The following is a 23,181-nucleotide window of genomic DNA, read 5'->3' as shown; positions in this document are numbered from 1 at the left end:
GGACATACCATGCGCGCCTTCCTCCTTCTTTTTCTCTGCCTGCTGCCCGGTGGGGTGTTTGCGGCCTGCGGCGGCAACGACCTTCGCCTGACGCTGAGCCCGGCCGAGCGCGAACAGATCCAGGCCGACCTCGCCGATGTGCCCTTCAAGGAAGGCAACCACTGGATTGCGACCAAAGGCACCCGCCGGGTGCATGTGATTGGCACGATGCATCTCAATGATCCCCGCATGGAGAAGATCACCAAAGATCTGACACCACTGATCACCAGCGCCGACACGCTAATGCTTGAAGCGACGAGCGCAGATCAGACCGCCATGCAGGAACAGATGGGGAAAACCCCATCCCTGTATCTGATCACCGAAGGCCCCTCCCTGATCGACCGCATGGGAGAAGAGGACTGGGCGCTGCTCTCTGAACGCAGCGCGGCGCGTGGCATTCCGCCCTGGATGGCCGCCAAGATGCGCCCCTGGTTTCTGTCACTGTCGCTTTCCCTGCCGCCGTGCCTCAAACAGAAGGAGCAAATCAAAGACGGCATGGACCGGCGTCTGGAGATGCTGGCGCATGAAAACGGTGTTGCGACGGCATCACTCGAAGACCCGCTGACGGTGATCGAAACGCTGAACCTGCACCCGCTGGACGAACAGGTCCGGCAGATGCGCGCCACATTATCGATGTACGGAAACGGCAGCCCCGATGATTACCATACCATGGCGGAAAGCTATTTCGACGAAGAGGCTCGTTTCTATCTCGCCTTGGCCAAGCAGCGTTTTAAAGCCGACACCAAGCTGCCCGCCGCCGAGGCCGAGGCTCTCTGGGCCGAGGCGATGCATCTCCTGATCCGCGAGCGCAACCACAACTGGGTCCCGGTGATCGAGGCTGCCGATGGCGACCGCATCGTCGTTGCCGTCGGGGCGCTGCATCTTCCGGGACCCGATGGCGTGCTGAACCTTCTGGCCAAACAGGGATATCATCTGCAACGCGCCGCGTTCTGACACCTGACTGGCGTACCCTGCATTCAGGTGATACGGGTTCCTGTGCGACCTTTCGCCCAAAACCGTGTCCCCGGCGCCTCCTGCATGGCCGCCCCGCAACAGCTGCAACGCTGGCGGGGTGACAAACCTCCCTGCCCTGTTATAAGGCGCGCAAAATCGCCCGCTATGTATAGGACTGCATCATGACCACGCTTGTTTTCGGCCACAAGTCTCCCGACACCGATTCCACCGGCTCCCCCATCGTCTGGGCCTGGTACCTGAACGAGATCAAAGGCATCGACGCCGCGCCCAAACTGCTGGGTGAACCCAACACCGAAGCCGCCTTCATGCTGCAGCGCTGGGGCCTCGAGAAGCCCGAGATCATGGCGGATGTGGCCGACGATCAGGCCGTTGTCATCGTGGACACCAACAACCCGGCCGAACTGCCCGCCAACATCAACGGCGCCGACGTTCAGGCCATCATCGATCACCACAAATTGGTTGGCGGTCTGGAAACCAAAGGCCCGATCGACATCACCATCCGTCCGCTGGCCTGCACCGCAACAATCATGCACGACCTGATCGGCGATGACATGGCGAAGATGCCCGAAGCCATCAAAGGCGCCGCGCTGACCTGCATCCTGTCCGACACGCTGGAGTTCCGCTCGCCCACCACCACCGATCACGACCGCGCCGTCGCCGAAAAACTGGCCGCTGATCTGGGCATCAACATTGCCGACTACGCAGCCGAGATGTTCGCCGCGAAATCCGATGTGTCCTCCTTCTCCGATGCCGAGCTGATCCGCATGGACTCCAAGGAATACGAAGTCGACGGCACCAAGTTCCGCGTTTCGGTTCTGGAAACCACCGCGCCGGGCGTCGTTCTGGACCGCAAGGCCAGCCTGATGGACAGCATGACCACCGTCGCCAGCGAAGACGGCGTGGATCAGGTGCTGCTGTTCGTTGTCGACATCCTGAACGAAGAAGCCACCCTGCTGGTGCCGAACGATCTGGTCAAAACCGTCGCCAAGAAAAGCTTTGACGCCGATGCGACAGGCGACACCGTCGTTCTGCCCGGCGTGATGAGCCGCAAGAAGCAGATCATCCCGAACCTCAAGGTCTGAGTTCGAGCACATTTTCCTATGAAAAGGCGCCCCTTGGGGCGCCTTTTTTCTTAACTCGCCAATCCATCGAAACAATGCACACCGTCGGGAACGTGGTGGAATGCCTGTTTCTCGGCCAGGTACAGCGCTACTTTCGGGCCGCCGAACCGTGCCGGATCGTCAAGCGTTCCGATTTTCACAATCACCGCCTCCAGACCGTCGCGGTGGTTGGCCACATGCGTGCCGCAGCTTTCGCAGAAGTCGCGCGTCACCATCGCATCGGCTGCATCACGCCGGAACTGTCTCGGGGTCCCTTGGGTGTAACTGAACCCCTGTTTCGGCATCACCATGAACAAATTCGGCGCGCCGCCCGAATGGTGCTGACAAGACCGGCAGTGACATTGCCCCTTCATCAACGGCCTGCCTTCTACCTGGTAGCGTAGCGTACCGCAGAAACACCCACCTTCCATTTTCATCACGTCTCTCCTTCTGGCTTTGCCACAAGATGGACAGGGGCACGTCGGCATCATAGTGTCGCATTTGACATCTTTCAGGCCAAAATGGACAAATGCCCACTATCGACACCATCATCCTTTGCCCCGATCCCTGCCAGCGCTCCAGTCTCGCGATCTCGGGCGACATGCTGGAGGCGGCCAACCGGGTTGCCCGTATAAACGGAAAGCCCCCCTTTTTCACGGTCAGGCAACTCACTCCGAGTCAGGCACTTGCACCGGATGCTTCGGCACAGCTTGTGATTCTGCCGGGGATGGGTCTTGCGACCGAACGCGAGGTGCGTGAGACGACACAAACCGTCCAATTCGCCACGCTGACTGACGCTCTGGTCAAACTGGCCGCGCCCGGAACGATCATTGCCGGGTCCTGTTCGGGCTGTTTTGCTTTGGGACAGGCAGGGTTGCTGGACGGTCGGGTGGCCACGACAACATGGTGGCTGGCCCCTTTGCTGAAGACCATGTACCCAAGGGTCCGATTGAACAGCCGTGACATTGTAGTGGAGGATGGCCCACTGGTCACCGCCGGGGCTGCATTCTCACACATCGACTTGTTGTTGCACCTGATCGAACGCTTTGCCGGTTTCGCCGTTGCCGAAGACTGTCGTCGTTTCATGATGGCTGATAGCCGCCCCAGCCAGTTGCCTTATCTTTCGGTTGGCACTTTGCTGTCCGCAGCTCCCGATCTGCAGCAGGCCGAACTCTTCTTACGTCGCAACATCAGGCGACAGGTGAGCATTGCCGAACTGGCGGCGGCCTGCGGCATGTCTCCGCGCACCTTTTCCCGGCACCTGCAACGCGTTACCGCGATGACCCCGACAGCCTTTGTTCAGATCCTAAGGGTCACGGAAGCAATCCGTTTGCTCCGAACCCGGGGCCTGACCGCCGATGAGATCGCAGCTCGTGTGGGTTATGCTGATGCAACCGCGCTACGCCGCGTAATGCGGAAAAGAACCGGTCGGACCCTCGACAGTTTTCGGGAGGAACAATACCCGTAACCACGGCGCGGTAGATTGACCAGCGGCGCCCGGCGCCACTGGTCCAATAGGTTCAGCCGCGACCACCGCCATGGCCACCACCGTGTCCGCCACCATTGCCAGCGCCACCGCCATTTCCTCCGCCGCCATTTCCGGCGCCACCTTGACCACCACCACCGTTGCCGCCGCCATGGCCACCGCCGCCATTTCCGGCACCACCCGCGTCGGCACTATGACCGCCACCGCTACCCTGGCCAGTGTCACTGCCCGCGGTGCCCAGCTTGCCATGCGCGCTCCGGGTCATGACGCCGTTCATCTCATCCTCGCCCGGGGTGTCTTCGGAAACCGCCTGATTTTCATCGTGATACTGGGACAGGACCTCGTCGTCCTCTTCCGCCCAGGGGTTTGCATGCGATGCGAGCACCGGATGGGCCGATGCCACAAGGACGGCCACGGCCATTGCCGGTGCAAGTCGTTGAGTGAAGGTTTTGTATGTCATTGCTATGCCTTTTCAGATCACTTGTCGTGTTCGCACGCACACACATTGTGTTTTTAGAATGTTTAATAAACCCCTACCCACCCATATCTTGTTCCGCCTAGGCGAAGACTCGCCACCAGGTCCTGTCTTGCGCCGAAACCCGCCGCACCGGGCACGGGGAATTCAAGCTGGCGCGGGGATGGGAACTCGGGCATATCTGGCGCCGTATTGCCGCGCCCGCAGGTTCACAGAGGAAAGGACCCGATCATGACCCGCATCATCGAAACGCTTGCCGAGGTTTCCGATCCCTACCGGGCGCTGTTCGTGGACCTTTGGGGCTGTGTGCACAACGGCATCACCGCCTACCCCGAGGCCGTTTCCGCCCTTCAGGCCTACCGCCAGCGTGGCGGCATCGTGGTACTGCTCACCAACTCTCCGAAACCGCGGGCCGGTGTGGCTGAGCAGCTGGCGCAATTCGGCGTGCCGCAGGATGCCTATGACACCATCGCGACCTCCGGCGACTCCGCGCGGGCCGCGATGTTCACCGGGGCCGTGGGAGAGAAGGTCTATTTCATGGGGGAATGGCAGCGTGATGCGGGGTTCTTTGAACCTCTTCATGTGATCGACGCACCTGTCGAAATCACGCGCGTCCCGCTGCAAGAGGCAACCGGCATCGTCTGCTGTGGCCCCTTTGATCCGATGGCAGATCCCGACGTGAACCGGGCTGATTTTCTCTATGCCAAGCAGAAGGGCATGAAACTCCTCTGCGCCAACCCGGATATCGTGGTGGACCGGGGAGAGACCCGTGAATGGTGCGCCGGGGCGCTGGCGCGGCTTTACACGGAAATGGGCGGGGAAAGCCTGTACTTCGGCAAACCGCATCCGCCGATCTATGACCTGGCCCGCCGCCGCCTGGCAGAGCTGGGACAGGACATTGCCGATGGCGATATTCTGGCTATCGGCGACGGCCCACACACCGATGTTTCGGGTGCCATGGGGGAAGGAATTGATTCCCTCTTCATCTCGGGCGGGCTTGCGGCATCGGAAACCAAAACGTCGCACCAACCGGAACCAGAGGCACTAACCGCATACCTGACAAAGGAAAACAGCGCACCGACCTTTACCATCGGCCGCCTGCGGTAGACCAGAAAAGCCTTGATTTTCTGCAACTGCAAAGTAATAAAGTTGCAGAACAGGGCGCCCCATGCGTCCAAAAATTTCAAAGGCATCTACCCGAGCCAGTCAACCCGGAGGGGCGCATGTTGGATAACCTGCCACGCGGAACCATCTGCATCGAAGACATTGAAATGGGCATGGTCCGCTACCTGCGGAAGGTGGTGACGGATGAGGACATCCAGAAATTCGCCGATGTCTCGACCGACCATAACCCGGTCCATATGGATGACGATTATGCCCGCGACACCATCTTTGAAGGCCGTATTGCCCATGGGATGCTGACCGCCGGTCTGATTTCCGCCGTCATCGGGGAGCAGCTGCCCGGCCATGGCACCATCTACATGAGCCAATCACTCAAATTCCTCGCACCTGTGCGCCCCGGCGACATGGTGCTGGCCGAGGTCGAAGTGACCGACATCCAGATCGACAAACGCCGGGTCAAACTCGATTGCCGCTGCATGGTCGATGGCAAGAAGGTTCTGGTCGGCGAAGCCATGGTGATGGCGCCCTCGCGCAAGTTCGACTGACCAGGCACGGCCCAGTCCGCAACGGCAGCACATCGCGCGCTTGCAAGCCCCGCCACAGGGCGCTAGGCAGGCGCCATGCGCATCATCCGTGACTATCAGTTTGTAGAAGAGCGGGATCGCGGCGCCTCCGCCGCGATCGGGAATTTCGACGGCGTTCACCGCGGTCACCGCTCGGTCATCGATCTGGCCCGCAAGGCGGCGCCGGAGGCCCCTCTGGGCGTGGTCACATTTGAACCGCATCCGCGCGAATTCTTTGCCCCCGCCGCGCCGCCCTTTCGCCTGATGTCCGCCGCCGCGCGCGCATCGCGGCTGGAAAAACTCGGCGTGGACAAGCTCTATCAGCTGAATTTCAACGCCGCCCTGTCCGGGCTGACCCCGGAAGATTTTGCCAGCAAGGTACTGGCCGAAGGTCTGGGTCTGAAACACGTGGTGGTGGGCGCCGATTTCTGTTTCGGCAAGGGGCGCGCCGGCACCGCCGAGGATCTGATCCGCTTTGGGCAGAATCTGGGCTTTGGCGTCACCATCGCGCCGCTGATGGAGTATTCCGAACATACCGTCTCCTCGACCGCGATCCGCCAAGCGCTGAGCGATGGCCGCCCTCGCGACGCCGCGGCGATGCTTGGGCACTGGCACCGCATCGAAGGCACTGTGATCGGCGGCGAACAACGCGGCCGTGACCTGGGCTTTCCCACTGCAAACATGTCCATTGATGGGCTGCACCCACCCGCATTCGGCGTCTATGCGGTGCTGGTCGATGTGCTGGACGGCCCGCACAAGGGCAGCTACCACGGCGCCGCTTCGGTCGGGGTGCGCCCGATGTTCGATGGCGATCATCCCAATATCGAAACCTTCCTGTTCGACTTCACCGGTGATCTTTATGGAGCGACCCTGTCCGTGGGGCTGGTGGAGTACCTGCGCCCCGAAATGACCTTTGACGGGCTGGAGGGGCTGATCGCGCAGATGGACGCCGATTGCGCCAAGGCCCGCGACATACTGGCAAACGCATGAAACGATCTGGTATCGAACGCTCCGGCCTGACCCCGCGCTTTTGGGAGAAAAAGCCGCTCGACAAGCTGTCTCAGAAGGAGTGGGAGGCGCTGTGCGATGGTTGCGGCAAATGCTGTCTCAACAAGCTGGAAGACGAAGACACCGGTGAAGTCGCCCTCACCCGCGTGGCCTGCCGCCTGCTGGACGATCAGACCTGCCGTTGCGCCCATTACGAGAACCGCCACCAGTTCATTCCTGAATGTATCGTGCTGAAGCCGGACAATCTGGACACCCACGCCTATTGGATGCCGCAGACCTGCGCCTATCGCCTGTTGTGGGAGGGCAAACCGCTGCCCGCATGGCACCCGCTGGAAACCGGCAGCCCGCACAGCGTGCATGAGGCAGGCGTATCCGTACAGGGCATGACCGTTTCCGAATTCGACACCCCCGAAGAAGACTGGGAAGACCATATCATCGAGGAGCCCATCTGATGTTTTTCGCCTCTGACAATTCCGGCCCTGTGCACCCCGAGGTTCTGGAGGCGTTGACAGAGGCAAACATGGGTTATGCCATGGGCTATGGCGCCGATGCTCAGATGGAGGCGGTGCGCCACCGCCTGCGCGATATCTTCGAAGTTCCCGAGGCAGCGATCTATCTGGTCGCCACCGGCACCGCTGCCAACTCCCTTGCGCTGGCAACGCTATCGCAGCCCTTTCAGACGATCTTTTGCAGCCCCGTGGCCCATATCCACGAGGATGAATGCAACGCCCCGGAATTCTATACCGGTGGCGCCAAGCTGACGCTGGTGCCGGGCGGCGACAAGATGAGTGCCGAGGCCCTGCGCCAGAGCATCGCGGGTGAGGAAGTGCGCGGCGTGCACGGACCGCAACGCGGCCCGGTCTCCATCACCCAAGTCACCGAACGCGGATCTGTCTATACCACCGATGAACTCTCCGCCCTCTGCGCCGTGGCCAAGGACTATGACCTGCCGGTGCATCTGGATGGCGCGCGTTTCACCAACGCGCTGGTGTCGCTGAAATGCTCGCCTGCGGACATGACCTGGAAAGCGGGGATCGATGTGGTGTCCTTTGGCGGTACCAAGAACGGGCTGATGGGCGTCGAAGCGGTGATTTTCTTTGATCCCAAACACGCCTGGGAATTCGAATTGCGCCGCAAACGCGGAGCGCATCTGTTCTCCAAACACCGCTATCTTTCGGCGCAGATGCTGGCCTATCTGCGCGATGATCTTTGGCTGTCCAGCGCACAGGCTGCCAATGATTCCTGCGCCTTCCTGGCCGACGGGTTGCAGGCCGCAGGTGCCACGCTGGAGATGCCGCAGGCCAATATGGTCTTTGCCGCCTTGCCCCGCGCCACTCACCAGCGGTTGCTGGATGCAGGCGCGGTCTATCACCTGTGGGATGGCCCGCTGGATGGTCCCGGGGATGAAATGGTCACCGCACGTTTCGTCTGCGACTGGTCGATCAGTCGGGACGAGATCACAGCCTTTCTGAACCTTCTGTAATCTGACCTGCGCCTCAGGCGCCCTGCCCTGTCAGCGCCGAGGCCAGCCGATCTGCCGCCCCTGCGGCAAAGCTGGTCCGCCTATGGGCAATCCCCATCCGGCGGCGCACATCCTTGGCGTCACGCAGCGGGCGCACCACGATCCGCTGCGAAGCACGGCCATGGGACATCGGCACCAGCGCCACACCCAGCCCGGCAGCGACCAGATCCAGCAGTTGGGCATCGTGCATGGCCTTGGCTGCAACAGGCAGAGCCTTTTCCGGGTCAGGATCCTGCAGAACCCCGCCGAACAGATCTGCCGAGGGGCAATAGGGACGCGCAATCATGGACACCTCAGCCAGATCCGCGAGGCTCAGTTCGGCCTCCCGGCTCAGCGCGTGCCCGACAGGCAGGGCTACGCCATAGCCTTCTTCCCACAAAGATCGGAACGGCATGCCCTGCGGCGCGCAGTCTTCGGCGCAAAGCACCACATCGGCAAGTGCCGCATCGTCAGTGAACTGCAGCACCGCGCCCTCCGCATCCCGGGTGATTGCCCGTAGCCCCTGTTCAAAGGGCGAAGTCAGCACATCCGCAAAGCAATAGAGACGCAGCACGGGCCGCACCCGCCGGGCCAGCCGATCCTCCATCTGGTTGAGGCTGTTCAACACCACCCCTGCCATCTGGTACAGCTCACGGCCCAGATCCGTCGGCACCAGCCCCGCAGCGCCCCTGTGAAACAACGGCCCCCCGTAATGCGCCTCCAGCCGGGCAATGGCGGCAGAGACCGACGGCTGGCGCACCTCGTTCAGCCGCGCCGCCGCGCTGAAGGTTCCGGTTTCATAAGCGGAGCGAAAATACCTGAGTGGCGCAAGATCATTCATAGGCATCAGCTATACCATGGATAGCCGATCCAGCAATTACCTATATCCCTACGGTCTGCCAGAAAGACCCCACTCGTTACATCAGCAAGAAAGTGGAGCTTACCATGAACATCCAAACGGGCACCCCGGCATCAAATGAACAATCTCAGGATCAGGTCATTGATCAGGTCCTGCGCCTGTTCGAGGCTGCGGATCCTGCAATCCTCGGACTTCTGGCCGAGGAGATCGATTTCCGCATCGATCACTACAAGGATGAGGCCGACACCAGCTGGCAGCAGGCAAATGGCGTGAGTGAGCTTGGCGGCCTGCTGGCCCGGCTCGGGACCGAGGTCTTCCCCAAGGGCACGCGTATTCTTGACCTCTCCACCACGCCGCTCGGCAATGGCTGGGCGATGACGCGTTTTGAGCAGGAGTTCTTCTACGGCGTGCGGGATGGTATGGTGCGCAGCGTCACCTATATCACCTCTCACGAGGAGGCCGGGAAGCTCGATTTCTTCAGAGAGACCGTCACCACAATCACCACATTGTGATAGAAACCGGGAGGTCCTAACGGCCTTCCGGCGCCGTTTCGCGGTCTGTATCGCTCCAAAAGGCACGAATCGCGGCTGCGGTTTCGGCAGGATGGGTGATCGACACCATATGCCCGGCGTCCACGATCACCCCAGATCGGGCGTTCGGTAGACGGCGCAGCAAACCGTCGTTGACCACGCCGATGACTGGGTTGGTTTCACTGCCGCGCAGCAGCAGGATCGGCAGATCGATCGCCTCAAGAACGCCCGGCGCCAGAACGCCCGGCCGGTCCTGATAGACCGCCGCATCGCAGGCCGGAACGATATGGATGGCCCGCGTCATCGCTGCGCGGGTGGTCTCGGGCAGATCCGGCCAGCGCGGCGCGCCCGAGCTCCAGCTGCGGTTGAACAGCCGTGCCGCCAGCGCCTCGTCCGCGGCCTCGTAGGCTTCAAGGAAGGGCCTGTTCTCCTCCTGAACCCGGGTGCTCATTTCCGGATCATCCTCCAGCGCGACCCGGAAAAGAACCGGCTCAACCAGGGTCAGGCTGCGCACCTGATCCGGGCGGGCCATGGCCATGCGCAGCGCCACTGTGGCGCCAAAGGAATGGCCGATCAGATCGATCGGCTCATCCATCGGCATCAACGATAGGCCTGCCGCCGTGTTGCGGTCCTGATAGTCACCCTGCCGGTCCCAGTCGGGGCTGCGGCCATGGGACAGCATGTCAAAGGCCGTGATGGTCACGGCCCCTTCCAGTGCCTCGCACAGACCGCGCCAGGTCCCGGAATGCGCCAGCGAGCAGTGCACCGCCAGCATCTGGCGGGGCCCCTCCCCGAAACTGCGGGAGAATACCGGTTGTGGCAGGTCGTGCGGCAGATCTTTCATCCAGGGCTTACTCCGACAGGTGCCGGTCCAGATCATCCAGCCGGTCCTGGCCCCAGAACTTGGCGCCATCACCGGTGACATAGAAGGGTGCGCCGAAAACACCAGCGGAAACCGCGTCTTCAAGGTTCTGACCGTACGTCTCAGCGCCCGCCAGAAGGCCACTGTCTGCCAAAGAGGCATCAAACCCCGCCGCCGTCAGGCACTCGCGGATCACGGCATCCTCGGCGATGTCCTTTTCCTCGGCCCAGCAGGCGCGCAGAATGCTCTGCACCAGGGCGCCCAGATCACCGCCCCCTGCGTTCTGCGCTGCGATGATCGCATAGGAGGACGGCGCCGCATTGGTGGGCCAATGTGCGGGCTTCAGGTTGATCGGCAGGTCCAGCTTCTTGGCCTGACGCTCCATCTCGATCAGGCGGTATTCCTGACGGGCCGGATGACGGTCCTTCGGAGCAGTGCCGCCGGTGCGCGGGAAAAGCGCCTGAATATCGAACGGTTTGTACGTAATTTGTGCATCATGCGCGGCGGCAAGCTGCTCGAGCCTGTTTCCCGCAAGATATGTGTAAGGGGACAGGGTCGAGAAGTAGAAATCAATTGTTGCCATGTCGCTTTTCTCCGGCTTTGAACTAGGCTGGAACCTAGGCGCATGCTAAGCGGGGTTCAATATCACGAATCTGACACATTGCCGTTGCTGCCCGGGGATATCAGCCAATGCCGACCATGAACGAACCCAAGCTTATCGCTGGGAACGCCAACCTCCCGCTCGCCAATTCCATTGCCCGCCGCATGAGCATGCACCGCGGCGTCGATCAGGGGCTGGTGGATGCCCGTGTCGAGCGGTTCAACGACGGAGAGATCTTCGTAGAAGTCTACGAGAACGTCCGTGGCGAGGATATGTTCATCATTCAGCCGACCTCAAACCCGGCCAATGACAACCTGATGGAGCTGCTGATCATCTCGGATGCGCTGCGCCGCTCTTCGGCACGCCGCACCACCGCTGTGATCCCCTACTTCGGCTATGCCCGGCAGGACCGCCGCACCAAGGCCCGCACGCCGATCTCGGCCAAACTGGTGGCCAATATGCTGACCGGCGCCGGGATCGAGCGGATCCTGACCATGGACCTGCACGCGGCGCAGATCCAGGGCTTCTTCGATATTCCCGTGGACAACCTCTACGCCTCGCCGATCTTTGCGCTGGATGTGAAGCACCAGTTCAAGGACAACATGGCCGATCTGATGGTCGTTTCGCCCGACGTAGGCGGTGTGGCCCGCGCCCGCGAGCTGGCGAAACGCATCAACGCCCCCCTGTCGATCGTCGACAAACGCCGTGAAAAGCCCGGTGAAGTGGCCGAGATGACCGTAATCGGGGATGTGACAGACAAGATCTGCCTGATCGTCGACGACATGTGCGACACCGCCGGCACGCTCTGCAAGGCGGCGCAGGTGCTGCTAGACAACGGTGCACGGGAGGTCCACGCCTACATCACCCACGGCGTCATGAGCGGCCCGGCAGTAGAGCGCGTCACCAACTCGGTGATGAAATCTCTGGTTCTGACAGACACCATCCAGCCGACCGAAGCGGTTTCGGCCGCGCCGAACATCCGTATCCTGCCGACCGCGCCCCTATTCACGCAGGCGATCCTCAACATCTGGCACGGCACTTCGGTCTCGTCGCTGTTCGAAGACAAGACCCTGATCCCGATCTACGAGTCGCTTTACAGCCACGTCTGACGGCCTGCGCGCCCCGCTGGGTGCAGCGACCGGAAGTCCGAAATAACACCGGCCCCGCGCGAGATCTTCGCCGGGGCCGTTTGATTACCGGGATGTGCTCAGCAGAGCTGCGCTCAGAGGCCGGTCAGTCCACCACCCAGTCATCCTCGAACGGCATATCGCCAATGGCCATCCAAGCTGCCCGTACCCGCGCCACGCGGCTGTCGGCCCAGGTGCGAAACACCACATCAAACCCGGTGGCGGTTATGTTCTCGGCAACCAGTTCGGCCCGCACGGCAGCCGAGGTATCCATGTCCCACATCGACATCGACACCTGCACCGCCGGCGGGCGGGCAAAGGCTTCGGAAAACCGTACGGTCTTGCGCCGCTCCCGGGCGCCCTCCCCTGTCCACATGCTGCCGCCGCTGTCGAACTCGGAAAACACCACAAGATCGCCCTGATCAATCCCGGTGCGCGGGTTTCGCAGTCTTTTCATGAATTTCCAATCCTCCGCTCGCGGGCAGCCTGACGCGCCCACAACCCTGAAGCGTCATAAAACCATCTGAGCGCAAAAAAGAAAACCGGCCCCATAAGGGCCGGTTTACAAAGTCTTTCTCGCTTGGCGCGGAACCTTAGAGGCTCATGTGGGTGCCAAGGGCCTCCATGTCCGCCAGTAGCTTCGCGGCTTCCTCGACGATGTCGTGGGGCTGCTCTTCTTCCTTAGCGGTCTTGTAGGTCTCACGTGCGTCCTCGATCAGCTCATCCAGGTGCGCACGGGTCATTTCATCCATCGGGATTGCCTTTTCGGCCAGAACCGAGAGCGCCTCGGAACCGATTTCGGCAAACCCACCGGTGACCACATACTCCGAAGTGCCTTGGGGGCTTTCGACCCGCAGGACACCCGGGCGCAGCGTGGTGATGGTCGGCGCATGCATCGGCATAGCCGTCATGTCGCCTTCCGCGCCGGGGATCTGAACCGCGCTCACCTGAAGCGAAGCAAGGCTCCGCTCCGGGCTCACGAGGTCGAATTGCATGGTATCAGCCATCAGGGCCCTCCTTAGGCCGCCTCAGCAGCCATTTTCTCGGCTTTTGCCTTCACCTCTTCGATGCCGCCAACCATGTAGAAGGCGCCTTCGGGCAGGTGGTCGTATTCGCCGGCCACAACTGCCTTGAACGAGGCAATGGTGTCTTCCAGCGGAACCTGCACACCATCAGAACCGGTGAACACTTTCGCAACGTCGAACGGCTGGGACAGGAAGCGCTGGATCTTACGGGCACGGGCCACGGTCAGCTTATCTTCCTCGGACAGTTCGTCCATACCAAGGATCGCGATGATGTCCTGCAGCGACTTGTAGCGCTGGAGGATCTGCTGAACGTCGGAAGCCACTGCGTAGTGCTCTTCGCCAACGATCTGCGGGTCCATCAGGCGCGACGAGGAGTCGAGCGGGTCCACAGCCGGGTAGATGCCCAGCTCGGAGATGGCACGGTTAAGAACCGTGGTCGCATCGAGGTGAGCAAAGGTGGTTGCCGGTGCGGGGTCGGTAAGGTCGTCCGCGGGAACGTACACAGCCTGGATCGAGGTGATCGAGCCGTTCTTGGTGGAGGTAATACGCTCCTGCATCGCACCCATGTCGGTCGCCAGCGTCGGCTGGTAGCCCACAGCGGAGGGGATACGGCCAAGCAGAGCCGAAACCTCGGAACCGGCTTGGGTAAAGCGGAAGATGTTGTCCACGAAGAACAGAACGTCGGTACCGGACTGGTCACGGAACTGTTCCGCCAGGGTCAGACCGGTCAGCGCAACACGCGCACGGGCTCCCGGAGGTTCGTTCATCTGACCGTAAACCAGCGCAACCTGCGATTCCGACAGGTTGTCAGGCTTAATCACGTTGGATTCGATCATCTCGTGGTAAAGGTCGTTACCTTCACGGGTCCGCTCACCAACACCGGCGAACACGGAGAAGCCCGAGTGCACTTTTGCGATGTTGTTGATCAGTTCCATGATGAGAACGGTCTTGCCCACGCCGGCGCCGCCGAAGAGGCCGATCTTACCACCCTTGGAGTAAGGCGCCAGAAGGTCGATGACCTTGATGCCTGTCACCAGGATTTCCGACTCGGTCGACTGTTCGTTGAACTCAGGCGCCGCCGCGTGGATCGGACGGGTTTCTTCGGCTTTCACCGGGCCCTTTTCGTCAACGGGCTCGCCGACGACGTTCAGAATACGGCCCAGGGTCGCGTTACCAACGGGGATCGAGATCGGCGCGCCGGTGTCGGTGACTTCCTGACCGCGAACCAGACCTTCGGTTGCGTCCATTGCGATGGTACGGACGGTGTTTTCGCCCAGGTGCTGCGCAACTTCCAGAACCAGATTCTTACCGTTGTTGTCGGTGTTGAGGGCGTTCAGGATCGCGGGCAGGTCATCGTCGAACTGGACGTCGACAACGGCGCCGATGATCTGAACCACCTTGCCTTTTGCATTTGCCATTTGTTGGTCTCCGGTTGTCTCTTAGAGCGCCTCGGCGCCCGAAATAATTTCAATCAGCTCGTTGGTGATCACGGCCTGGCGGGAACGGTTAAACTCGATGGTCAGCTGGTCGATCATATCGCCCGCGTTGCGTGTCGCATTGTCCATCGCGCTCATCCGGGCACCCTGTTCGGATGCGCCATTTTCCAGCAGAGCCGAAAAGATCTGGGTGGATACGCCACGGGGCAACAAGTCGGCGAGAATCGCCTCTTCGCTGGGTTCGTAGTCATATACCGCCGAGGCTTCTTCGGCTTCGCCGCCCTCGTAAGAGGCCGGAATGATCTGCTGTGCCGTCGGCACCTGTGTCACGACGTTGACGAACTCCGAGTAGAAGATCGTCGCGACGTCGAATTCACCAGCGTCAAAGCGGGTCAGGATGTCCTTTGCGATGCCCTGCGCATCGGCATAGCCAAGACGCTTGACTTCGCTCAGGTCAACGTGACCGACAAAATCGGCTTCAAAGTCGCGGCGCAGCGCGTCGCGGCCTTTTTTGCCAACGGTCAGGATCTTGACCGTCTTGCCTGCCGCTTTCAGCTCGGCTGCCTTTTGACGGGCCAGCTTGGCGATGTTGGCGTTGAAGCCACCACACAGACCACGCTCGGCCGTCAAAACGACAAGCAGCTGTACCTGATCGCTTCCGGTGCCACGAAGCAGCTTGGGCGCTGCTTCGCTGTCGCCGACCGAGGCTGCCAGAGATGCCATAACGGCGTTGAACCGCTTGGCATAGGGACGGCTGTCTTCGGCAGCTTCCTGGGCGCGGCGAAGTTTCGCCGCGGCCACCATTTGCATGGCTTTTGTGATCTTACGAGTGCTTTTGACACTCGCGATCCTGTTTTTCAGGTCCTTGAGATTTGGCACTGCCTTATCTCCTTACGCGAAGTCGGCAGCGAATTCGTCGAGTACCGCCTTCATTTTTTCGACCGGCTCACCCTTTTTGAATTTGGGGTCTTCGTCGGTGATCCACTGCAGGAAGTCAGCCTTCTTGCCGCGCAGGAAGCTCAGCAGTTCGGCTTCGTACCGGCCAACGTCCTTGACGTCGACGTTGTCGAGGTAACCGTTGGTGCCAGCAAAGATGATGCAGACGATTTCCGAGTTGGTCAGCGGCGAGTACTGCGGCTGCTTCATCAGCTCGGTCAGGCGCGCACCACGGGCCAGCAGCTGCTGGGTTGCTGCGTCGAGGTCGGAACCGAACTGCGCAAAGGCCGCCATTTCGCGGTACTGAGCCAGCGACAGTTTAACCGGACCGGCAACCGAGGACATCGCATCGGTCTGAGCCGAGGAGCCCACACGCGAAACCGACAGACCGGTGTTCACAGCAGGACGGATGCCCTGGTAGAACAGTTCGGTTTCCAGGAAGATCTGACCGTCGGTGATCGAGATCACGTTGGTCGGAATAAACGCGGACACGTCGCCGCCCTGGGTTTCGATGACGGGCAGAGCGGTCAGCGAACCGGAGCCGAAGTCTTCGTTCAGCTTCGCGGAACGTTCCAGCAGACGGGAGTGCAGGTAGAAAACGTCACCCGGGTAAGCTTCACGTCCCGGCGGACGACGCAGCAGCAGGGACATCTGACGATAAGCAACCGCTTGCTTGGACAGGTCATCATAGATGATCAGGCCGTGCTTGCCGTTGTCGCGGAAGTATTCTGCCATCGCGGTTGCGGCATAGGGTGCCAGGAACTGCAGCGGAGCCGGGTCGGACGCGGTTGCGGCAACCACGATCGAGTATTCCATCGCGCCGCTTTCTTCCAGCTTCTTAACCAGCTGGGCAACGGTGGAACGCTTCTGACCGACAGCAACGTAGACGCAGTACAGTTTCTTGGACTCGTCGTCGCCTGCGGCGTCGTTGTAGACTTTCTGGTTCAGAACCGCGTCAAGAGCAACGGCGGTCTTACCGGTCTGACGGTCACCAATGATCAGCTCACGCTGGCCACGGCCGATCGGGATCATCGCGTCGACCGATTTCAGGCCGGTTGCCATCGGCTCGTGAACCGATTTACGCGGGATGATGCCCGGTGCCTTGGAGTCGGCAATGCCGCGCTCTTTGGCGTTGATGGGGCCCTTGCCGTCCAGCGGGTTGCCCAAACCGTCAACAACGCGGCCCAGCAGTTCGGGGCCAACGGGAACGTCCACGATCGAGTTGGTGCGCTTGACGGTGTCACCTTCTTTAATGTCGCGGTCCGAACCGAAGATCACGATACCGACGTTATCGGCTTCGAGGTTCAGCGCCATGCCCATGATGCCGCCCGGGAACTCGACCATTTCGCCGGCCTGGACGTTGTCGAGGCCGTACACACGGGCGATACCGTCACCGACGCTCAGCACGCGGCCGATTTCGGCCACCTCTGCTTCTTGACCAAAATTCTTGATTTGGTCTTTCAGGATCGCAGAAATCTCTGCTGCTTGGATACCCATTTATCCGACCTCTTTCATTGCATTCTGTAGGGAGTTGAGCTTGGAGCGGATCGAGCTATCGATCATCTTCGAACCCACTTTAACGACAAGACCGCCAATGATGCTCTCATCGACGGTTGCATTGATGGTAACCTTCTTGCCCACGCGCTCGGCCAGAGTCTTGGCCAGCTTTTCGCTTTGGGTCTTGGTCAGCGCCTTGGCCGAGGTGACCTCTGCAGTCACTTCGCCACGTGCTTCAGCCAGGCTGGCGCGCAGGGATTCGATCAGAGCCGGCACCACGAACAGGCGGCGTTTCGCAGCCATCAGCGACAGGGTGTTGCGCAAGGTGGGGTCCAGCCCCATCTTGGTGCTGACCGCATCGATTGCGGCGGCCTGCTCTTCGCGCGTCACCAGGGGCGAGCTGATCAGGTTTTGAAGGTCTTCGCTGTCAGCCAGGGCAGCTGCCAGGTCATTGATGCTGGTCTCAAGGCTGTCGAGCGCCTTGTTCTCGTCAGCGATCTCAAAGACCGCTGTGGCATAGCGCGCGGCGATGCCTGCAGAAATCGAAGCTGGTTCGGACACGTCCACCCTTCCGATATTATTTTGGCCCCGGTCTGCATACCTGCGTCAGGCAGCACCCGGGGGTGTGAGTCAGCCCACCAGCGTGGCAGGCCATCGAAATCAGCGTGGATGTAGCAGAGCGTTCCCAACCTATCAACTGCCTATAACGGTAACGGCAAAATGACCGAGTTAAGTGTTTTCAATACCTTAGCTGAACTGCGGCCCTTTGCCCCCGCAACAGGCTACAAAAAATGAACAAGTTCTTCATCGAATTGCGATTCCTGAGGGTCAAAAAACGGCATTTGTTCCCCCTTCGTGCAGTTTTGCCGCAGAATGAGCACGCCACGCCCCCGGCAGGGCACCTGCGGGAATCACCGTTAGCATTGCGCCCTGTGCATGGCTGCGGCCATCGGCACGGGGGACAGGGCGCGGGTCAGGCCGGTTCGGCCACCGGGTTCGACAGCCCTTCCAGCACCCGGATCGGGTTGCTGCGTTTGACGCGGGTCATCAGCCCCTTTTGCTGATGGGTCTGCTTGCTGACCTCGACCAGGATCACCCCCCCTGCCAGCACCGCCGGCAAGCGCCGCCCCATCTTTTCCAGCAGCGCTCCGGATTTCAGCCAGAACCGCCGGGAGCTCGGCAGTCGGTAAAGCGCCGCCGTATGCTGCTCGATGGTGAACTGGTGCAGCCGCAGCTGGTTTTCCAGCTGTGTCAGCGTGTAGGGGCGCCCATAGCCAAAGGGGGTTTTATCCGACCGCGCCCAGAACCCTGCTCTGTTCGGGACGATGAAAATCGCCCGCCCGCCGGGGCCAAGTGCGCGCCAGGCTTCCTCCAGCAGATCCGACGGGCGTTCAGAGGTCTCCAGCCCGTGCAGCATCACCAACCGGTCGACGCGCCCGGTTTCGATAGGCCAGCTGACCTCTTCGCACAGAACCGAAACATTCGGCATGCCCGCCGGCCATTGCATCACCCCCTGCGGCCCCGGCATCATCGCCATCACCCGCCGCGCATCCGACAGATAGGGACGCAGCAGCGGCGCGGCAAAGCCAAAGCCCACAACAGTCTGCCCCGTCGCATCGGGCCACATCTGCAACAGGCGCGCCCGGATTGCCGCCTGCGCGGCCCGGCCAAGGGTACTGCGGTAGTAGAAGTTCCTCAGATCCTGAACATCAAGATGCATTGCGGGCGCCTGCTGCTTGGGTCACTCTGGGGGCAGTCTAACAATGAAAAAGCGAATGACCATGCCCCTTGAGATCGTCACCGTTCCCTGCCTCTCTGACAACTACGCCTTCCTGCTGCATGACGCCGCATCGGGGCGCACCGCACTGGTTGACGCTCCGGATCCTGCCGCCATCACCGCCGCCCTGAAGAAGCGCGGATGGGGGCTGGACGAGATCCTGCTGACCCATCACCACTGGGACCATATCGACGGGACCAAGGAGCTGTGCAGCACCTTTGGCGCCTCGGTGACCGGCGCGGCGGCAGATGCGCACCGGCTGCCAGATCTGGATCGCGCTGTACAGGATGGTGAAAGCTTCGATTTGTTCGGTCACGAGGTTAAGGTGCTGGATGTTTCCGGCCACACCGTTGGCCACATCGCCTTTTACATCCCGGACAGCAACGCCGTCTTTACCGCTGACAGCCTGATGGCGCTTGGCTGTGGCCGCCTCTTCGAAGGCACGCCCGAGCAGATGTGGAACAGCCTGTCTCGCCTTGCCGCTCTGCCTCCCGAAACCGTGGTTTATTCCGGCCATGAATACACCCAGGCCAATGCCGCCTTTGCCATTACGATCGACCCGGACAACGACGCCCTAAAGACCCGCATCGCGCAGATCGACACCGCCCGCGCGGCGGGCGAGCCAACCGTGCCCTCCACGCTGCAACTGGAATTGGACACAAATCCCTTCCTGCGTGCCCATCTTTCCAGCGTTAAGGAATCTATGGCCATGCAGAACGCTGAAGACGTTGATGTCTTTACAGAAATCCGGCGCAGAAAGGACAATTTCTGACCTCTGGCGTGTATCATTTCCGGCTTAGCAACAAGAAATGTGACCGAAAAATAAAAGAAAGCGCTTGAAGCCGGCGGTCTATCAACCAAACTCTAATACTATGAGGCCATGGTTGAGAGTGGGGAAGGATGGTAAATACGCCGCCCCGCCCCCCTCAACCCAAGACAGAGGAGCACGCCCGTGCCTTCATTCTCGAGCACATTGGAACAAGCCATTCACGCAGCGCTGGCGCTGGCGAATGAGCGGCGACACGAATTCGCAACGCTGGAGCACCTGCTGCTGGCGCTGCTGGACGAACCCGACGCAGCCCGCGTAATGCGCGCCTGCAGCGTCGACCTCGGCGAATTGCGAACGGCCCTGGTGGAATTCGTGGATGAGGATCTGTCGAACCTGGTTACCGATATTGACGGCTCCGAAGCGGTGCCCACCGCGGCATTCCAGCGGGTGATCCAGCGGGCTGCGATCCATGTCCAAAGCTCGGGCCGCACCGAAGTCACCGGGGCCAACGTGCTGGTTGCGATCTTTGCCGAGCGCGAAAGCGACGCGGCCTATTTCCTTCAGGATCAGGACATGACCCGCTATGACGCGGTGAACTTCATCGCCCATGGTGTTGCCAAGGATCCCGCATTTGGCGAACCGCGCCCAGTTTCCGGCGCTCACGAGGCTGAAGAAGAACCACAGCCGCAGGCCGCCGAGGGCGAAAATAAAGAAAGCGCGCTGGCCAAGTATTGCGTCGATCTCAACGCGAAATCCCGCGAAGGCGACATCGATCCGCTGATCGGCCGCAGCCATGAAGTGGAGCGCTGCATTCAGGTGCTGTGCCGCCGCCGCAAGAACAACCCGCTGCTGGTTGGTGATCCCGGCGTTGGCAAGACCGCCATCGCCGAAGGTCTGGCGCGCAAGATCGTGCAGGGTGAGGTGCCGGAGGTTCTCTCCGAGACCACCATCTATTCGCTCGACATGGGCGCCCTGCTGGCCGGCACCCGTTATCGCGGTGATTTCGAGGAACGCCTGAAAGCGGTTGTGACCGAACTGGAACAACACCCCGACGCGGTTCTCTTCATCGACGAGATTCACACGGTGATCGGCGCTGGCGCCACATCTGGCGGCGCCATGGATGCCTCTAACCTGCTGAAGCCTGCGCTTCAGGGCGGCAAGCTGCGCACCATGGGCTCCACCACCTACAAGGAGTTCCGTCAACACTTTGAAAAAGACCGCGCCCTGTCGCGCCGGTTCCAGAAGATCGACGTGAACGAACCCACGGTCGAAGACGCCATCGAAATCCTGAAGGGCCTGAAACCCTATTTCGAGGAACACCACAGCGTCAAATTCACCACCGATGCGATCAAATCGGCGGTGGAGCTGTCGGCGCGTTACATCAACGACCGCAAACTGCCGGACAAGGCCATCGACGTGATCGATGAGGCCGGCGCCGCACAGCATCTGGTGCCCGAAGACAAGCGTCGCAAGACCATTGGCGTCAAAGAGGTTGAAGCCGTCGTCGCCAAGATCGCCCGCATTCCGCCCAAGAGCGTGTCCAAGGACGATGCAGAGGTGCTCAAGGATCTGGAGAAATCGCTCAAACGCGTTGTCTTCGGTCAGGACGATGCCATCGACGCGCTGTCCAGCGCCATCAAACTGGCGCGCGCAGGCCTGCGGGAGCCGGAAAAGCCCATCGGCAACTACCTCTTTGCGGGCCCCACCGGTGTCGGCAAGACCGAGGTCGCCAAACAGCTGGCCGATACGCTGGGTGTGGAACTGCTGCGCTTTGACATGTCGGAATACATGGAGAAACACGCGGTCTCCCGCCTGATCGGCGCGCCTCCGGGCTATGTCGGCTTTGATCAGGGCGGTCTTCTGACCGATGGCGTCGATCAGCATCCGCATTGCGTGCTGCTGCTGGATGAAATCGAAAAGGCGCACCCGGATGTCTTCAACATCCTGTTGCAGGTGATGGATAACGGGCAGCTCACCGATCACAACGGCCGCACCGTGAACTTCCGCAACGTGGTTCTGATCATGACCTCCAACGCCGGTGCCTCGGATATGGCCAAGGCCGCCATCGGCTTTGGTCGCGACCGCCGCGAGGGCGAAGACACCGCCGCTATCGAGCGGACCTTCACCCCGGAGTTCCGCAACCGGCTGGATGCGGTGATCTCCTTCGCGCCGCTGCCCAAAGAGGTCATTCTGCAGGTTGTCGAGAAATTTGTACTGCAGCTTGAGGCGCAGCTGATGGACCGCAACGTGTCGATCGAACTGACCCGCAAGGCTGCCGAATGGCTGGCCGAGAAGGGCTATGACGACAAGATGGGTGCGCGTCCTCTGGGCCGGGTCATTCAGGAGTACATCAAGAAACCGCTGGCCGAGGAACTACTTTTCGGCAAGCTGACCAAGGGCGGTCTCGTCAAGGTTGGCATCAAGGACGGCAAGATCGACCTGCGCCTTGAAGGCCCGGGCAAGCCCCGGATTTCCGGTAACAAGCCGCCGCTGCTGACCGCAGAATAATGTATCGCACGCTTTTCGCGCTGTTTTCATCGCTCGCCGCACCCGTTGCGGCGGGCGATTTCGCATTGGACTGGCCCATCGACTGCGTGCTGGGCGACAGCTGCCACATTCAGCAATACGTCGACCGGGATCCCGGCCCCGGGGCGCAGGACTTCACCTGCAACGGCCTGACTTATGACGGGCACAAGGGCACGGATATCGCTCTGCCCTACCTTTCGGACATGCAGACCGGCGTCACGGTGCGTGCCGCCGCAGACGGGATCGTTGCAGGGTTGCGCGATGGCATGCCGGATCAATACGCGACGAAGGCAAACGCTTCCGAGATCAAGGACCGGGAATGCGGCAACGGTCTGGTGCTGCGCCACGCGGGCGGCTGGGAAACCCAGTATTGTCATATGAAGCGCGGCTCGCTCCGCGTCGCCAAGGGCGACCGGGTGCCCGCTGGAACCGCCCTCGGCGAGGTTGGCCTCTCCGGCAAGACGCAATTCCCGCACCTGCATCTGTCGCTGCGCAAGGATGGCGCCGTTGTCGACCCCTTCCAGCCAGATAGCAGCGCCGCCTGCGGCACCGCATCCGGCGCCTCCCTGTGGGCGCAGCCAGTTGCTTATGAGGCTGGTGGATTCCTCGGTGCCGGGTTCAGCACCGGTGTTCCAGCCTATGACGCGATCAAATCCGGCGCCACTGCGGCGAAGGGAGAGATGCTGGCAAAGGATGCGCCTGCGATGGTGTTCTGGGCCTATGCCTTTGGTGGACGGGAGGGCGACACCCTTACCCTCACCATTGACGGACCGGGCGGCAAAATGTTCGATCAGAAGGCCACTCTGAAAAAGGATCAGGCGCAATTCTTCCGCGCTGCGGGCAAACGTCTGCGCCGGGCAGCCTGGCCTGCCGGGCTTTATACCGGGATTGCCCGGTTGATGCGCGACGGGGCAGAAGTGGACCGGATCATCCAGCCGATCCGGATCGACTGATCCGCGCCCTTTCG

The 23,181-nt window shown here is 61.2% G+C and carries 25 protein-coding genes; 13 read left to right on the top strand and 12 right to left on the bottom strand.

Going from position 1 to position 23,181, the window contains the following annotated elements:
- The first annotated feature begins 9 nt into the window (after nucleotides 1-9).
- Together SM766_RS14320 and SM766_RS14315 are read left to right on the top strand one after the other, a co-directional pair.
- Nucleotides 10-993: a TraB/GumN family protein gene (locus SM766_RS14320; protein WP_368948208.1), complete on the top strand. Its 984-nt coding sequence runs from the start codon at nucleotides 10-12 to the stop codon at nucleotides 991-993.
- A 182-nt stretch (nucleotides 994-1,175) separates the two neighbouring features.
- Entirely contained in the window at nucleotides 1,176-2,096 is a 921-nt protein-coding gene (locus tag SM766_RS14315) for a manganese-dependent inorganic pyrophosphatase (protein ID WP_368948207.1), read from the top strand.
- Between the two features lie 50 nt (nucleotides 2,097-2,146).
- Here the strand turns inward: SM766_RS14315 and SM766_RS14310 are convergent, their stop codons facing one another.
- The gene (locus tag SM766_RS14310) at nucleotides 2,147-2,551 is read right to left on the bottom strand and encodes a GFA family protein (RefSeq protein ID WP_368948206.1); all 405 of its coding nucleotides are present in this window, start codon (nucleotides 2,549-2,551) and stop codon (nucleotides 2,147-2,149) included.
- Between the two features lie 92 nt (nucleotides 2,552-2,643).
- On the opposite strand from SM766_RS14310, the gene SM766_RS14305 reads away from it, so the two are divergent.
- Nucleotides 2,644-3,582: a GlxA family transcriptional regulator gene (locus SM766_RS14305; RefSeq protein WP_368948205.1), complete on the top strand. Its 939-nt coding sequence runs from the start codon at nucleotides 2,644-2,646 to the stop codon at nucleotides 3,580-3,582.
- 52 nt (nucleotides 3,583-3,634) lie between these two features.
- On the opposite strand, the gene SM766_RS14300 is transcribed toward SM766_RS14305, so the two are convergent.
- A complete protein-coding gene (locus SM766_RS14300) occupies nucleotides 3,635-4,060 on the bottom strand; it encodes a hypothetical protein (protein ID WP_368948204.1) in 426 nt (141 codons plus the stop codon).
- 246 nt (nucleotides 4,061-4,306) lie between these two features.
- On the opposite strand from SM766_RS14300, the gene SM766_RS14295 reads away from it, so the two are divergent.
- The 5 genes from SM766_RS14295 to SM766_RS14275 all read left to right on the top strand — a co-directional run bounded on the left by SM766_RS14295 (nucleotide 4,307) and on the right by SM766_RS14275 (nucleotide 8,251).
- Complete coding sequence (locus SM766_RS14295; protein ID WP_274830153.1) at nucleotides 4,307-5,182, top strand: TIGR01459 family HAD-type hydrolase; 876 nt, start codon at nucleotides 4,307-4,309, stop codon at nucleotides 5,180-5,182.
- 116 nt (nucleotides 5,183-5,298) lie between these two features.
- Entirely contained in the window at nucleotides 5,299-5,742 is a 444-nt protein-coding gene (locus SM766_RS14290; RefSeq protein WP_065272884.1) for a MaoC family dehydratase, read from the top strand.
- Nucleotides 5,743-5,817: 75 nt separating this feature from the next.
- Nucleotides 5,818-6,750 (top strand): bifunctional riboflavin kinase/FAD synthetase, encoded by a 933-nt coding sequence (locus tag SM766_RS14285; RefSeq protein ID WP_368948203.1) that lies wholly within the window; start codon nucleotides 5,818-5,820, stop codon nucleotides 6,748-6,750.
- Complete coding sequence (locus SM766_RS14280; protein WP_274830156.1) at nucleotides 6,747-7,220, top strand: YcgN family cysteine cluster protein; 474 nt, start codon at nucleotides 6,747-6,749, stop codon at nucleotides 7,218-7,220. The genes SM766_RS14285 and SM766_RS14280 overlap by 4 nt, the downstream gene beginning before the upstream one ends.
- Nucleotides 7,220-8,251, top strand: a complete 1,032-nt coding sequence (locus SM766_RS14275; RefSeq protein ID WP_368948202.1) for a threonine aldolase family protein — start codon at nucleotides 7,220-7,222, stop codon at nucleotides 8,249-8,251. Before SM766_RS14280 ends, SM766_RS14275 begins: the two co-directional genes overlap by 1 nt.
- Before the next feature lie 13 nt (nucleotides 8,252-8,264).
- Here SM766_RS14275 and SM766_RS14270 read toward each other — a convergent pair whose 3' ends face one another.
- Nucleotides 8,265-9,110, bottom strand: coding sequence for a LysR family transcriptional regulator (locus SM766_RS14270; RefSeq protein WP_065272880.1), 846 nt, complete (start codon nucleotides 9,108-9,110; stop codon nucleotides 8,265-8,267).
- A 104-nt stretch (nucleotides 9,111-9,214) separates the two neighbouring features.
- Here SM766_RS14270 and SM766_RS14265 point away from each other — a divergent pair, with 104 nt between their 5' ends.
- On the top strand, nucleotides 9,215-9,640 hold the full coding sequence (locus SM766_RS14265) for a hypothetical protein (protein ID WP_368948201.1): 426 nt from the start codon (nucleotides 9,215-9,217) through the stop codon (nucleotides 9,638-9,640).
- A 16-nt stretch (nucleotides 9,641-9,656) separates the two neighbouring features.
- Here the strand turns inward: SM766_RS14265 and SM766_RS14260 are convergent, their stop codons facing one another.
- Together SM766_RS14260 and SM766_RS14255 are read right to left on the bottom strand one after the other, a co-directional pair.
- Complete coding sequence (locus SM766_RS14260; RefSeq protein ID WP_368948200.1) at nucleotides 9,657-10,502, bottom strand: alpha/beta fold hydrolase; 846 nt, start codon at nucleotides 10,500-10,502, stop codon at nucleotides 9,657-9,659.
- A gap of 7 nt (nucleotides 10,503-10,509) precedes the next feature.
- The gene (locus SM766_RS14255) at nucleotides 10,510-11,103 is read right to left on the bottom strand and encodes a 2-hydroxychromene-2-carboxylate isomerase (RefSeq protein ID WP_274837806.1); all 594 of its coding nucleotides are present in this window, start codon (nucleotides 11,101-11,103) and stop codon (nucleotides 10,510-10,512) included.
- A gap of 107 nt (nucleotides 11,104-11,210) precedes the next feature.
- Here SM766_RS14255 and SM766_RS14250 point away from each other — a divergent pair, with 107 nt between their 5' ends.
- Nucleotides 11,211-12,230 carry a ribose-phosphate pyrophosphokinase gene (locus SM766_RS14250; RefSeq protein ID WP_065272876.1) on the top strand — a complete coding sequence of 340 codons (1,020 nt, stop codon included), beginning with the start codon at nucleotides 11,211-11,213 and terminating at the stop codon, nucleotides 12,228-12,230.
- A 124-nt stretch (nucleotides 12,231-12,354) separates the two neighbouring features.
- Here the strand turns inward: SM766_RS14250 and SM766_RS14245 are convergent, their stop codons facing one another.
- From SM766_RS14245 to SM766_RS14215, 7 genes are all read right to left on the bottom strand, one after another.
- Entirely contained in the window at nucleotides 12,355-12,705 is a 351-nt protein-coding gene (locus SM766_RS14245) for an H-type lectin domain-containing protein (RefSeq protein WP_065272875.1), read from the bottom strand.
- 136 nt (nucleotides 12,706-12,841) lie between these two features.
- Nucleotides 12,842-13,255: a F0F1 ATP synthase subunit epsilon gene (locus SM766_RS14240; protein WP_065272874.1), complete on the bottom strand. Its 414-nt coding sequence runs from the start codon at nucleotides 13,253-13,255 to the stop codon at nucleotides 12,842-12,844.
- An 11-nt stretch (nucleotides 13,256-13,266) separates the two neighbouring features.
- Nucleotides 13,267-14,691: a F0F1 ATP synthase subunit beta gene (gene atpD, locus SM766_RS14235; protein WP_274830162.1), complete on the bottom strand. Its 1,425-nt coding sequence runs from the start codon at nucleotides 14,689-14,691 to the stop codon at nucleotides 13,267-13,269.
- A 21-nt stretch (nucleotides 14,692-14,712) separates the two neighbouring features.
- A complete protein-coding gene (locus SM766_RS14230; protein WP_065272872.1) occupies nucleotides 14,713-15,588 on the bottom strand; it encodes a F0F1 ATP synthase subunit gamma in 876 nt (291 codons plus the stop codon).
- A 12-nt stretch (nucleotides 15,589-15,600) separates the two neighbouring features.
- A complete protein-coding gene (gene atpA / locus SM766_RS14225) occupies nucleotides 15,601-17,142 on the bottom strand; it encodes a F0F1 ATP synthase subunit alpha (RefSeq protein WP_065272871.1) in 1,542 nt (513 codons plus the stop codon).
- Nucleotides 17,143-17,703, bottom strand: a complete 561-nt coding sequence (locus SM766_RS14220; protein WP_368948199.1) for a F0F1 ATP synthase subunit delta — start codon at nucleotides 17,701-17,703, stop codon at nucleotides 17,143-17,145.
- A 412-nt stretch (nucleotides 17,704-18,115) separates the two neighbouring features.
- Nucleotides 18,116-18,862, bottom strand: coding sequence for a methyltransferase domain-containing protein (locus SM766_RS14215; RefSeq protein WP_368948198.1), 747 nt, complete (start codon nucleotides 18,860-18,862; stop codon nucleotides 18,116-18,118).
- Nucleotides 18,863-18,917: 55 nt separating this feature from the next.
- On the opposite strand from SM766_RS14215, the gene gloB reads away from it, so the two are divergent.
- From gloB to SM766_RS14200, 3 genes are all read left to right on the top strand, one after another.
- A complete protein-coding gene (gene gloB, locus SM766_RS14210; RefSeq protein WP_368948197.1) occupies nucleotides 18,918-19,691 on the top strand; it encodes a hydroxyacylglutathione hydrolase in 774 nt (257 codons plus the stop codon).
- A gap of 180 nt (nucleotides 19,692-19,871) precedes the next feature.
- Nucleotides 19,872-22,196, top strand: coding sequence for an ATP-dependent Clp protease ATP-binding subunit ClpA (clpA, locus tag SM766_RS14205; RefSeq protein WP_065272868.1), 2,325 nt, complete (start codon nucleotides 19,872-19,874; stop codon nucleotides 22,194-22,196).
- Nucleotides 22,196-23,167 (top strand): M23 family metallopeptidase, encoded by a 972-nt coding sequence (locus SM766_RS14200; RefSeq protein WP_368948196.1) that lies wholly within the window; start codon nucleotides 22,196-22,198, stop codon nucleotides 23,165-23,167. The genes clpA and SM766_RS14200 overlap by 1 nt, the downstream gene beginning before the upstream one ends.
- Nucleotides 23,168-23,181 lie beyond the last annotated feature (14 nt).

The organism is Pseudophaeobacter sp. A-200-2, assembly GCF_041008815.1.
Lineage (GTDB): Bacteria > Pseudomonadota > Alphaproteobacteria > Rhodobacterales > Rhodobacteraceae > Phycobacter > Phycobacter gallaeciensis_A.
The sequence above is the reverse complement of the archived record's forward strand: the minus strand, read 5'-3'. Positions and strand labels throughout refer to the sequence as shown.

What these genes read in the sequence shown, in the direction of transcription:
- SM766_RS14320 (WP_368948208.1), top strand. Translation starts at nt 10, where the DNA reads ATGCGCGCCTTCCTCCTTCTTTTTCTCTGCCTGCTGCCCGGTGGGGTG.
- SM766_RS14315 (WP_368948207.1), top strand. Translation starts at nt 1,176, where the DNA reads ATGACCACGCTTGTTTTCGGCCACAAGTCTCCCGACACCGATTCCACC.
- SM766_RS14310 (WP_368948206.1), bottom strand. Translation starts at nt 2,551, where the DNA reads ATGAAAATGGAAGGTGGGTGTTTCTGCGGTACGCTACGCTACCAGGTA.
- SM766_RS14305 (WP_368948205.1), top strand. Translation starts at nt 2,644, where the DNA reads ATGCCCACTATCGACACCATCATCCTTTGCCCCGATCCCTGCCAGCGC.
- SM766_RS14300 (WP_368948204.1), bottom strand. Translation starts at nt 4,060, where the DNA reads ATGACATACAAAACCTTCACTCAACGACTTGCACCGGCAATGGCCGTG.
- SM766_RS14295 (WP_274830153.1), top strand. Translation starts at nt 4,307, where the DNA reads ATGACCCGCATCATCGAAACGCTTGCCGAGGTTTCCGATCCCTACCGG.
- SM766_RS14290 (WP_065272884.1), top strand. Translation starts at nt 5,299, where the DNA reads ATGTTGGATAACCTGCCACGCGGAACCATCTGCATCGAAGACATTGAA.
- SM766_RS14285 (WP_368948203.1), top strand. Translation starts at nt 5,818, where the DNA reads ATGCGCATCATCCGTGACTATCAGTTTGTAGAAGAGCGGGATCGCGGC.
- SM766_RS14280 (WP_274830156.1), top strand. Translation starts at nt 6,747, where the DNA reads ATGAAACGATCTGGTATCGAACGCTCCGGCCTGACCCCGCGCTTTTGG.
- SM766_RS14275 (WP_368948202.1), top strand. Translation starts at nt 7,220, where the DNA reads ATGTTTTTCGCCTCTGACAATTCCGGCCCTGTGCACCCCGAGGTTCTG.
- SM766_RS14270 (WP_065272880.1), bottom strand. Translation starts at nt 9,110, where the DNA reads ATGAATGATCTTGCGCCACTCAGGTATTTTCGCTCCGCTTATGAAACC.
- SM766_RS14265 (WP_368948201.1), top strand. Translation starts at nt 9,215, where the DNA reads ATGAACATCCAAACGGGCACCCCGGCATCAAATGAACAATCTCAGGAT.
- SM766_RS14260 (WP_368948200.1), bottom strand. Translation starts at nt 10,502, where the DNA reads ATGAAAGATCTGCCGCACGACCTGCCACAACCGGTATTCTCCCGCAGT.
- SM766_RS14255 (WP_274837806.1), bottom strand. Translation starts at nt 11,103, where the DNA reads ATGGCAACAATTGATTTCTACTTCTCGACCCTGTCCCCTTACACATAT.
- SM766_RS14250 (WP_065272876.1), top strand. Translation starts at nt 11,211, where the DNA reads ATGCCGACCATGAACGAACCCAAGCTTATCGCTGGGAACGCCAACCTC.
- SM766_RS14245 (WP_065272875.1), bottom strand. Translation starts at nt 12,705, where the DNA reads ATGAAAAGACTGCGAAACCCGCGCACCGGGATTGATCAGGGCGATCTT.
- SM766_RS14240 (WP_065272874.1), bottom strand. Translation starts at nt 13,255, where the DNA reads ATGGCTGATACCATGCAATTCGACCTCGTGAGCCCGGAGCGGAGCCTT.
- atpD (WP_274830162.1), bottom strand. Translation starts at nt 14,691, where the DNA reads ATGGCAAATGCAAAAGGCAAGGTGGTTCAGATCATCGGCGCCGTTGTC.
- atpA (WP_065272871.1), bottom strand. Translation starts at nt 17,142, where the DNA reads ATGGGTATCCAAGCAGCAGAGATTTCTGCGATCCTGAAAGACCAAATC.
- SM766_RS14215 (WP_368948198.1), bottom strand. Translation starts at nt 18,862, where the DNA reads ATGCATCTTGATGTTCAGGATCTGAGGAACTTCTACTACCGCAGTACC.
- gloB (WP_368948197.1), top strand. Translation starts at nt 18,918, where the DNA reads ATGACCATGCCCCTTGAGATCGTCACCGTTCCCTGCCTCTCTGACAAC.
- SM766_RS14200 (WP_368948196.1), top strand. Translation starts at nt 22,196, where the DNA reads ATGTATCGCACGCTTTTCGCGCTGTTTTCATCGCTCGCCGCACCCGTT.